This is a genomic window from Coleofasciculus chthonoplastes PCC 7420, from assembly GCF_000155555.1.
In the GTDB taxonomy this organism is placed as follows: Bacteria; Cyanobacteriota; Cyanobacteriia; order Cyanobacteriales; family Coleofasciculaceae; genus Coleofasciculus; species Coleofasciculus chthonoplastes_A.
Genome location: NZ_DS989843.1, coordinates 176785 through 187236 on the forward strand (window position 1 = coordinate 176785; position 10452 = coordinate 187236).

Annotated in this window: 7 protein-coding genes and 3 pseudogenes; 6 read left to right on the forward strand and 4 right to left on the reverse strand. The window is 46.2% G+C overall.

Annotated elements, in window-relative coordinates:
* Positions 1-288 precede the first annotated feature (288 nt).
* Complete coding sequence (locus MC7420_RS04720) at positions 289-1581, reverse strand: class I SAM-dependent methyltransferase (protein ID WP_157453039.1); 1293 nt, start codon at positions 1579-1581, stop codon at positions 289-291.
* A gap of 502 nt (positions 1582-2083) precedes the next feature.
* Here MC7420_RS04720 and glsA (MC7420_RS43730) point away from each other — a divergent pair.
* A pseudogene (gene glsA / locus MC7420_RS43730) lies at positions 2084-3040 on the forward strand (glutaminase A); the annotation flags it as partial.
* A 201-nt stretch (positions 3041-3241) separates the two neighbouring features.
* Positions 3242-4189, forward strand: coding sequence for a glutaminase A (gene glsA / locus MC7420_RS43735; protein WP_052307431.1), 948 nt, complete (start codon positions 3242-3244; stop codon positions 4187-4189).
* A 71-nt stretch (positions 4190-4260) separates the two neighbouring features.
* On the opposite strand, the gene MC7420_RS04730 is transcribed toward glsA (MC7420_RS43735), so the two are convergent.
* Positions 4261-4701 (reverse strand): asparagine synthase-related protein, encoded by a 441-nt coding sequence (locus MC7420_RS04730; RefSeq protein ID WP_269546250.1) that lies wholly within the window; start codon positions 4699-4701, stop codon positions 4261-4263.
* A gap of 204 nt (positions 4702-4905) precedes the next feature.
* Between MC7420_RS04730 and MC7420_RS41140 the strand changes: the two are divergent.
* Both MC7420_RS41140 and MC7420_RS36540 read left to right on the forward strand, forming a co-directional pair.
* Positions 4906-5969, forward strand: a pseudogene (locus tag MC7420_RS41140) (ISAzo13 family transposase).
* A gap of 354 nt (positions 5970-6323) precedes the next feature.
* A pseudogene (locus MC7420_RS36540) lies at positions 6324-6491 on the forward strand (IS630-like element ISMae25 family transposase); the annotation flags it as partial.
* A gap of 310 nt (positions 6492-6801) precedes the next feature.
* On the opposite strand, the gene asnB reads toward MC7420_RS36540, so the two are convergent.
* On the reverse strand, positions 6802-7929 hold the full coding sequence (asnB, locus tag MC7420_RS04745) for an asparagine synthase (glutamine-hydrolyzing) (RefSeq protein WP_006098934.1): 1128 nt from the start codon (positions 7927-7929) through the stop codon (positions 6802-6804).
* A 260-nt stretch (positions 7930-8189) separates the two neighbouring features.
* Positions 8190-9191, reverse strand: coding sequence for a phosphoribulokinase (locus MC7420_RS04750; protein ID WP_006099100.1), 1002 nt, complete (start codon positions 9189-9191; stop codon positions 8190-8192).
* Positions 9192-9595: 404 nt separating this feature from the next.
* Between MC7420_RS04750 and MC7420_RS39185 the strand changes: the two genes are divergently transcribed.
* Together MC7420_RS39185 and MC7420_RS04755 are read left to right on the forward strand one after the other, a co-directional pair.
* Positions 9596-9832: a hypothetical protein gene (locus MC7420_RS39185; RefSeq protein WP_157453040.1), complete on the forward strand. Its 237-nt coding sequence runs from the start codon at positions 9596-9598 to the stop codon at positions 9830-9832.
* A gap of 177 nt (positions 9833-10009) precedes the next feature.
* The coding region (locus tag MC7420_RS04755; RefSeq protein WP_044205115.1) for a phycobilisome linker polypeptide at positions 10010-10452 on the forward strand (443 nt) is incomplete at its 3' end.

Below are 10452 nucleotides of genomic sequence, written 5' to 3' on the forward strand. Positions count from 1 at the left end.
ACGCCCTTTGTAAGGGTTTGAGGCTTGTTTACATAACTCCATAAGGTTGAATTTATTTCCGCAAACCTGCTTAATAGACGCGCTATATAGCGATCCTCGTATAACCAAGTAAATTTTAGCTGACAATTTAAGACTTTGAACCCATTTTAACGGGTTTTAGCTTTTAGCCAGAACTTTAGTTCTCGGCTATTTCGGTCTACATACTTAATTCTTGAGTGAGTGCGGTAGAGACGTTGCACCGAACATCTCTACTCGTTCATTAGTCAAAAAACGCAACAATGTCGAGGATTATTTAGAAAACTCATAGACGACCAAAAGTCCATGGGCAGTTCCCAAACCTTGCTGGAAGTTCCACTCTAGATTCCGCAACAAATAGGCAAGTTGGGGTTCAACTAAATTGGCTCTAGGGTCTTCAAAACACAGTGTCGGTGCAGTGCGTACCACGTTGCGAATTGTACGGATCGCGTCTTGGACAACAGGGGGATAACCCGCTTGCGGTTCAGCTAATAACTTATGGGGGTTGCGCCACTGACCAAGAGCATCAATACAGGCATAAACGACTGCATTCCAAGCATCTTGAAAATTGGAGAAGAAGCGATTGATGTGAGGATGATCCGGATGAGGATTGTACTGAAAAATTAACTGAGACAAATCGGTGCGACAGTTAATTTCATGTAGAGAGTTAATCGCCGCTCGAATTGGAGGCGCTTCCGGATTAAATTCACGGGTATTCATGTGGCGACCCACCAAAATCGAGCGATCGCACAATCGTCGTCGGGAAATCTTTACCCCTTTACTCTCCGCTACGGCGTGGATAAACTGATCGAACTCCTCGCCACCCCAATACCGAATCTCGAATCGTTCCACCTCAATTTCGCCCCTAGCATCTGGGGGATAGATGTAGGACATCGAGTAGGTATTCATCGTGGATTGTTTCCCAGCCGATTCGCCCCAATAACGGGGCCACTCATAGGAATAGCGACCCAGAAAATCGCCCACAAAAATGGCTTTGTCTCCTATATGGTCGCAAATATCGCCAATCACTCTGGCTAATGAGCGATCGTTGAGGTGTGACAATGCCCCATAAGAAGAAAAGTAGATATCGTAGGCAGGTTCCCCCGCAGCAATGGGTAGCCCTTCATTCAAATCCGCGACTTCAAACTTGGTTTGCGGGTGGTCAGCATGGAGAGTTGCGGCTTTCTCAATCATCGCTGGACTGATATCCACACCCTTGTAGTGACCAATATCCTGATAATCCAGCACAGTCTTAATCTGAGCATCGAGTGTTGGCGGAGTTTGAGGTAAACTCGTCAGAATACCTAAGCCTTCTCCTGCACCACAACCCAAATCCATCACCCGCAGATCAGTTCCTTCGTCTTGCTTCTGGATAACGAGGGGACTGAGAAAATGACTCATGACATTACGGTTAAAGCGGTCTTCCCATAACCGTCTCACATTGTCATGTTTACCAAATAGACCGGGAGAATGATGGTCATAAGCACCAATCGCTACAGCTTTGGCGTAATTTTTAAGAACGTCGAGTTGCTTCATGCGGTTGAGATTGTTGCTAATTAGGGACATTCATCAATGCCTGATTCTGTGACATACTCCTACACCAACCTGAGTACAGGTATGGTGTAGGCTTCCAAGACAATCCGACTATTGTTTAGGAGACTCTTGGCTTTATTAACGACACGGGATGCCCCTCCGCGCCGGAACAATACAAAAGTCTGTTCGTGCCTTTGTACTGCTGGAATTTTACCCGCCCACAGATGCGACTATGAGTAGTCGGTTTCTGGACGGAACCCCAAGGTTGTCAATCTCAGGGGTGTTGAACCCCATCGATTGACCGCCTATCCATCTCACGCCAATTTGAGTACAAATATGGCGTGAGGCTTCCGGCGTTCAGCTAAACGACTGGGATTGATCCCAGCGTCGCTTCAGATACAGCAAAAGCCAGTTAATCTTACCACGCTCTGACTTTGCCCGATTGATTGTTTATTGCGTGCTGTTTATCAGCCTTGAGCCAAGATAAATTACTTTATGAATAAAATTTAAGCCAGTTCGGAAACAGCAGACCAGGATGATCAACACCAACGAGTTGCAAACACGAGCCAAAATAACTGAGCAGTTACCCGATATCCTCCAAAATTTGCATCGCCTATATCATCCCCTGAAAGCAGGAGTGGTGGCTGACTATATCCCAGAATTGGCGCAAGCGAATCCGGATTGGTTTGGGATTACGGTGGTGACGGTGGATGGTCAGGTTTATACCGTTGGTGATACGTCGATCCCGTTTACGATTCAGTCAATTTCAAAGCCGTTTGTCTATGGACTGGCTCTCGAAGATCGCGGACTGGACTATGTTTTGGAACGAATTGGGGTTGAACCAACGGGAGAACCGTTTAATGAAATTATCGAACATGAGGAGATCCAAGAGCGACAGTATAATCCGATGGTGAATGCGGGAGCGATCGCGACCACCAGCCTGATTAAAGGATTAGATTTATTTGAGCGGCAAACTCGCTTACTGCGTATGTTCCACCGCTATACAGGTCGAGACGTGCAAGTCGATCAGGCAGTGTTTCAGTCCAAGAAGAAAACCGATAACCTGAATCGGGCGATCGCCTACATTATGAAGAATTTTGGCTTGATTGAGGGCAAGATTGATGACATTCTCGACCTTTACTTCCAGCAGTGCGCCTTAATGGTCAATTGCCGAGACTTAGCGGTGATGGCGGGTACGCTGGCGAATGCTGGCATCAATCCAATTACAGGAGAACGCGCCCTGAAAGCCGATTATGTGAAAAACTTAATCAGCGTTATGTACACCTGTGGTCTCTATGACTTCTCTGGTCAATGGGCGTATAAAGTCGGTCTCCCTGCCAAAAGTGGTCTATCTGGGGCAATTATTGGCGTTGTTCCCAACCAAATGGGAATTGCTGTGTTTTCTCCTCCTCTAGGAGAACACAGTAAAAGTCTGCGAGGGGTCAAGGTATTTGAAGCCCTCTCTAAGCACTTGCGACTTCATGTCTTTGATAAAGTCGTTGAGATGTCAGGTTATTTCCCAGACAGGATTGACCTAGACAGTAACAACGGTATGCCCATTAAAAATGACCCATTGGCGATGTCCCAAACACCGTCCTATCCCCAGTCGCGGGCAGTCGATGAAGGCACAACGAATACGCTACCGATGCGAGAAGCCCTCCCCAAGGTTATGCCAAAGCTCAACTCAGCAGCCATGATCGCTCAGTTGCATGTAAGTCCCACCTCCTTTATTACCGACTTGCGGGAACTGCATCGCCAGTATCTTCCCATCAGACAAGGGAAAATTTATGTGAGCGAACCGGATCTGGTGGAGATTAACCCCGATTGGTTTGGTATCTGTATTGTTACCGTCGATGGTCAAGTTTACACGGTTGGCGATTGGGAGCAACCGTTCTTAATTCAGTCCATCTCGAAAGTGTTTGCCTATGGAATGGCACTTTCGGATTGGGGACGGGATTATGTGGTCAGCCGAGTTGATGTGGAACCAACCGGAGATGCCTATAACTCGCTAATCAAGGTAGAAGAAAACTCCAAGCGCCCCTACAATCCCATGGTAAATACAGGTGCGATCGCGATTACCAATTTAATTGAGGGAAAAGGACCAGCTCATCGGCTCAATCGTCTCCTAGACATGTATCGCCGTTATGTGGGTCATCGTGTCTTTGTCGATACACCCAGCTTAGTGTCCGAACAAACCGCAGGCGATCGCAACTGGGCAATTGCGTACTTGCTACGGAACTTTGGCATGATTTCTGGGGACATTAAACAAACCCTTGATCTCTATCTCCAGCAGTGTTCGGTCATTATCAACTGCCACGATTTAGCGGTGATGGGAGCCACCCTTGCCAACAATGGGATCAATCCGATGACGGGAGAACAAGCGATTCATTCCCCCTATGTTAAGGACTTGCTGAGTATTATGTTTACCTGTGGCATGTATGACTTTGCGGGGGAATGGGTGTACAAAGTCGGATTTCCGGCTAAGAGTGGCGTTGGTGGCGGCATTATTGGCGTTGTTCCCGGTGTAATGGGAATTGCCGTCTTTTCACCTCCCCTAGACAAGCGGGGGAACAGTATCCGAGGGATTAAAGTGTGTGAGGAACTATCGAGGCGCTTTGGCTTACACATCTTTCAATCTTAAACATTTGCCCCTCCATCTCCCTCATCTCCCAGACGCGCCATGGCACGTCTCTACATGCTCCCCCAGCTCCCCTAAACGGGTCGTTCTGACCAACGGGCAACATTCGCCAGAATTGATTCCGGCTGCTCAAATACATCCATAAATATCTGGTGATAATAGCACTCTTCCGCAGAACGTAATCGCGCTTCTGGATGTTTCTGGCGATAGGTTTGGGCTTCCTCTTCACTCATTCCCTTTGCCAGCATTTGGGTTAATAAATCCACTGTGCCACTGCCTTCATCAAACTGCTCTTTTGTACGCCAAACAATCTCAGAAGGTAGCAGATCCTCAAAGGCTTTTCGCAAAATCCATTTTTCTACTAATGGATCACCCGCGAGTTTTAAATGGGCGGGAATTCTTTGACCGAGTTCAATCATTTTCAGATCCAAAAAGGGAACTCGTCCTTCCAGGGAGTGAGCCATGGTTAAACGGTCTACTCGCTGTAAGGGACTTGCGGAAAAATAGAATACCAGTCATTGTAGAGGAGAGGAGGCTTCTCAAAGCAATGCTGTTGAACACTATCATGCTCAAAGAGAACCGGGATGATACTAGCTCAAACTGTACTAGCTACGTTTAAAGATGCCAGTGAGAAACTGACAGGTCACCGTAAACGAGATTTTATCGCGTCTGTCACCGAAGATTATTTTGATGGGTCAGCCCGCAAAGCGGAAACCGCTATGGGCTGGAATCGCCATAGCGTACAACTGGGATTGAATGAACGGCGAACCGGACTTATCTGTGTAGATAACTATCAAGCAAGAGGGCGACACAAAACGGAACAAGTGCTGCCTAACTTAGAAGCGGATATCCACTCCCTGGTAGATAGAGAAGCCCAAGCCGACCCAAAATTTCAATCGACCTTTCTATATACGCGCATCAGTGCCAAAGCAGTCCGAGAGGCATTAGTAAACGAAGTTGGTTACTCTGAGAGCGACTTGCCCTCTAGGCAGACAATAGGTGAAATTCTCAACCGCTTGGGGTATCGCCTAAAAAAACCCAAAAAACAAAACCTTTAAAAAAAACGCCTCAAACCGATGCCATTTTCGATAATGTATTTAAACAGAATCAGGCATCAGATGAAAATCCCAAATCGTTGCGAGTATCTATTGATACCAAAGCCAAGGTCAAAATTGGCAATCTGTCCAGAGGTGGTAAGGCACGGACTTTGAAGCCGAAAAAGGCGGATGACCACGATACCCAGTGGCAAGGTATCTTAATCCCCTTTGGTATTCTCAACACCCACAGCGAACAATTATCGATTTATATGGGTCACTCTGTTGAAACTAGTGACTTTATCGTCGATTGTTTAACTGCTTGGTGGAAACAAAATCAACCCGATTATCCGGAGATTTCTGAATGGGTGATTGATCTTGATGGCGGTGTAGCAACTCGCAGTGACCGCACCCAATTTATCAAACGAATGGTTGAACTTTCCCAAGAGATTGATGTAAAAATTCGCCTGATTTACTATCCTCCCTACCACAGCAAGTACAATCCGATAGAACGCTGTTGGGCCGTCCTAGAAAACTATTGGAATGGTGCCATTTTAGACTCAGTAGAAGCTGCCATACAATGGGCTGCCAATATGACTTGGAAGGGAATTGCTCCAATTGTCCATCACATCGAAACCATCTATGAAAAAGGCATCAAAGTCCTGCCCACAGAGTTAGAAGATTACTATCCCTTCTGGCAGCGTTCTGAAACATTGCCTAAATGGGATATCACAATTGTCCCTAGTTAACTCTCTCCTTACAAGGAGAGGGAAAAACTAAAATAAGTTTGCGTATGATATACGCAAATATAGGACTAATATAATATAATATATTATATTGACCTTTGGTCAAACCTATGCATTAACCTGAAGTTCCCCCAGCCAAAAAATCTTGCACTGCCTCACTGTGATGTAGCGAGGGTTTTCACCGATAAGATTGTTTATTGGAAGAATAGCGCGATAGGTTCCTTCTTCAGCAGGCATCGCCAACGCGCTATTCTGCCAGTGCTACTTATGTACGATTTTGAGGGGCTTGAGCGTTAAAACTATTACAGTATAAGGCTTGACGCTGGGTGCAGTACATCTGTATGGGGGAACTTCAGATTCATGTTCTTTGACCCCAATCGAGGCGGGCGACGAGTAAGTTGTCGGGATAGTCGCACCAGCGAGGACTGGGCAGAGGAGGTGAAACATCTATTAGATGTTGACTATCCTCATGCTCCTAACATCCGACTATTGTGTGACAACCTCAATAACATGAAGTTGCGATCGCGTCCAGTAGAAAGGTGTTCTCAAATTCTTGTTGGCGGGTGGTTGTGGACTCATCCAGATATTTGGAGAGCGATCGCGTCCAGTATAGGGGTGTTCTCATTATTAAATCCGTTTTCCCCGATACTAATGCACCATTTTAGCTGGGTCACGCCAGTAGGGTGAGCTGCTCAAGGATTGCTGCCGCGATGCACTAGACTATACCTGAATGGCATCGCCAGAATGTAGTTAGTACGGTTTGAGCTAGTATCATCCCAGTTCTCTTTGAGCATGATAGTGTTCAACAGCATTGCTTTGAGAAGCCTCCTCTCCTCTACAATGACTGGTATTCTATTTTTCCGCAAGTCCCTAAGTTAATATTGTGCAGGCTCGTCACTGAGCGACGCAATTCGCGATGCAGGGTATCGTTATCAGGAATGCCTTTGTAGTAGGTGTAACCCGCAAACAGTTCATCAGCCCCCTCGCCCGTGAGAATCACCTTGACATACTCGGCGGCGAGTCGTGAGGTAAAGTAACAGGGAATCGCACTGCGAACTAAGTCTTGGTCAAAGGATTCCAAGGAATAAATTATTTCGGGTAGCTTGTCCTGAACTTCTTTGGGTGTAATTAGATATTCATGGTGAATCGTATCCAGATACTGGGAGACTAAACGGGCAGCTTTTATATCTTTACTTCCTTCAATTCCCACAGAGAAGGTATGCAGTTTCTCGATATGCTGTCTGGCTACAGCCGTGGTGATACTGCTGTCTAAGCCACCGGAGAGGAAGCAACCGAGGGGAACATCACTCATTAGCCGCTTGACGACGGATTCTTCTACCGTTTCCCGCACTTCTCGAATTAAAGCCTCTGCATCTGCGTCTACCTCTGGCTGAATATCTGGCACTTGGTAGAAGGTAGAAAACCCGGTTTCTGAGGAGAAAAAGGTGCCTGCTGGGAATTCCTGGACATTGTCGCAAAAATTCGCGATCGCTTTGAGTTCTGAGGCAAAAACAAACGCATTGTCTTTTTTGCCATAGTATAGGGGTTTAATGCCAATGGGATCACGGGCAGCAAAGAATTTATCTCCATCCGCGATCGCAAAAGCGAACATCCCATCAAGTTGGTCAACAGACTCGATTCCCTGATCTTCGTACAGATGCAAAATTGCCTCTGTATCACTTTTAGTCCGGAACTTAAATCGTTCCGCTAACTGGGGAAGTAACTGGGGAAAGTTATAAATTTCGCCATTTCCGACAATCACTCGCGCCTTGCGATCGCCGTATATCGGTTGGTTTCCCCCTTGCGGGTCCATAATACTCAGCCGTCGATGTCCCAGAACACCTGCCTTAATCGGAGATACAAACATTCCTTCAGCGTCTGGACCTCGATGGATTAAAGTATCCATCATCTTTTTAACGCTGGTTTGATCAATTTGCCCCCATATTCCAGCAATACCACACATTTATGCTATGCACTCCTTTTAGTTTGGGTTTCCATCGAGTGATTTTGCCACGCCTATCAATTTTGACACATCGCTTAAACAGACAGATCCCCGACTTCTCCAAGAAGTCGGGGATCTTGCTTAGATTAATCATTAACCCACACCACCTAAAAGAGTAGGGCATAGGCAATATACAACCAACACTATCCCGTCCAAGTTGAAAACTGGAGATTCTTTTCGGGAAAAACTACAGGTTTCAACGTAGACACGGTTTCCATCAGTTACACATTCGCGGGCACTTGCGCCTTAGATGTTAACCGTTCGTAAGTGGATCGCATCTTCAGCCCCACCAGAATCTGGAATAATCCAGAACCATTGTTAGAACCCGGATAGTCCTTATGCTTGAGCAACAGTTCGGTCATCTCACCATAGTATTTCGTGGAGGTGTTGCTGAGGTGACTTTCGATGTAGATCATCTCCTCTAGATTGTCAAATTGACCATCCACTTCCAAGACGGAAACATCATGACCGAAGTAGCTATCCGGACCATAGTACAACTTGATACCAGGATAACCACAGGTCAACTTACGACCACAAGGTCTCCAGTCAATGGTAGACCCTTCATCAAACAGATAGACAGGTTCAAATCCTTCTACACCTTCCTTCTGTACCAAGCGCACCCGCAGGATCTTGCATTCCTTATCATCTCTGATCAACTGAGTCGGTAATATCTGAATCACGACATCAGCAAACTCTTTTTGGGGTTCGATGTAAGCACTGAAGTCAGGACGTCTAGCGTTAATCGACGCTAGAATATCTTCGTAGGTATGCCCCCGTTCTGCCATGTCCCGCTGGATTTTCCAGTTAATCTTGACCTCATCACTGATATCGAGATAAACACCGAAATCAACCAGCGATCGCACCCGCTCATCATACAGGGGGTGCAATCCTTCGATTACCACGACTTTATTGGGTTCTACCCGTTCCGGTGGATCAAGTTCACCCGTCTCGTGGTTATAAATTGGCTTATCAATTGCCTGACCATTTTTGAGCGCTTTGATTTGCTCATACATCAGGTCAAAATTATTCGCCTTGGGGTTAAGTGCTGTTACCCCTGCCGCTTTACGCCCTTTACGGTCTAAGCTGTGATAGTCATCCAAGCAGATGACCGTCATAAACTCTTCACCAAACAAGTCGGCTAACCGATGCAGAAATGTGGACTTCCCGCATCCAGAGTCTCCAGCGACGGCTATTAATACCACGCGGTCTAGCTGAGTGGTCATAGTTTCCCTCTAACGCAAAAAATAGTTTCAAATAGAGTTTCCAGCAATCCAAGTCCCAAGTCTAGGGTCAACCAGTCTGTTGATCGCGTGCCTTTAACCCGTCACATATTTGCAACAGGTACGAGCCTTTTCCAAAGGATAAGACTCAAGCCAGACACGGGGTAAGTATTTAATACTAGCGGCTGTTAGTGGATTCTACCAAAATGAGATTATGTCTACAAGTCTTAACCTTTCTCCTCAATTCCTTAACATAATCCTAAAGTGAGTTGTGCAAATTGGATCAAAAAATTTTAAATTGACTCGATTTTGACTATTGGTCGGTCAATGACCGAGTTCTCCATCGACATCACCTGCCGGGAATTGCCTCCTAACAGATGCCCACAGGAGTCAGAAGAGTTGGAACTTTGCCAACTCAATCAATTAGACGTATTCTAGAGTATACATTGAACCTACTTCATTCCCCACCCAGTTTAGCCGAGTTAACGACTGTACACACTCCGCTTTGTCGTGAGCGTGTGGGCTGGAAACCAAGTCTGTTGCCCAAACAGCGATTGGATGCAATGCCACTCGGATTGGCATTACTGGGAATTTATCCCACACTGAATAAAAATTACCAGGTGGGAAATCTATTGCCGGATTAGCTAACGGGGGAAGAACGGGAGTCCACAGCCAGGTATCAAGGTCAACGACCTGCCATCAACTCTACGGGATGAAGCGACTGAAACCCTGATGGGGAGGTTGCTTCATTCGTCACGAATTGATGAAATGTTGTACTGAGCAATATATCGTAATCGATTGGTTTAGAGAGAAATAACGCAATGTCTAGTAACACCACAGCCAAGAATCGCCTGTTTCTTTACGAAGTGACAGGTCTAAGTCAGAACACCGAAACCGACAAAATGGATTATCCCATTCGTAGCAGTGGTAATACGTATATTACAGTGCCATACAGTCGCATGAATCAAGAGATGCAACGAATCACCCGCATGGGTGGCAAAATCGTCAGCATTCAACCTCTTGATGGTGTGATGAATGCCAAGAATGGAATGAATGGCAAAGCCACTGAAGCCGATGCAGCGCCGTCGCCGGAAACTATCGTTCATAAAAAATCATCAAAAGAGGGTGTTCCTGTCAATCTGTACAAGCCCAAAAACCCCTATCTAGGCAAATGTATTGAAAACTACGAACTGGTTGCAGAAGGGGGATCAGGGACAGTTCGCCACGTCACCTTTGACATCTCTGACGGGGATATTTGGTACTT

What these genes read in the sequence shown, in the direction of transcription:
- MC7420_RS04720 (WP_157453039.1), bottom strand. Translation starts at nt 1,581, where the DNA reads ATGTCCCTAATTAGCAACAATCTCAACCGCATGAAGCAACTCGACGTT.
- glsA (WP_052307431.1), top strand. Translation starts at nt 3,242, where the DNA reads ATGATCGCTCAGTTGCATGTAAGTCCCACCTCCTTTATTACCGACTTG.
- asnB (WP_006098934.1), bottom strand. Translation starts at nt 7,929, where the DNA reads ATGTGTGGTATTGCTGGAATATGGGGGCAAATTGATCAAACCAGCGTT.
- MC7420_RS04750 (WP_006099100.1), bottom strand. Translation starts at nt 9,191, where the DNA reads ATGACCACTCAGCTAGACCGCGTGGTATTAATAGCCGTCGCTGGAGAC.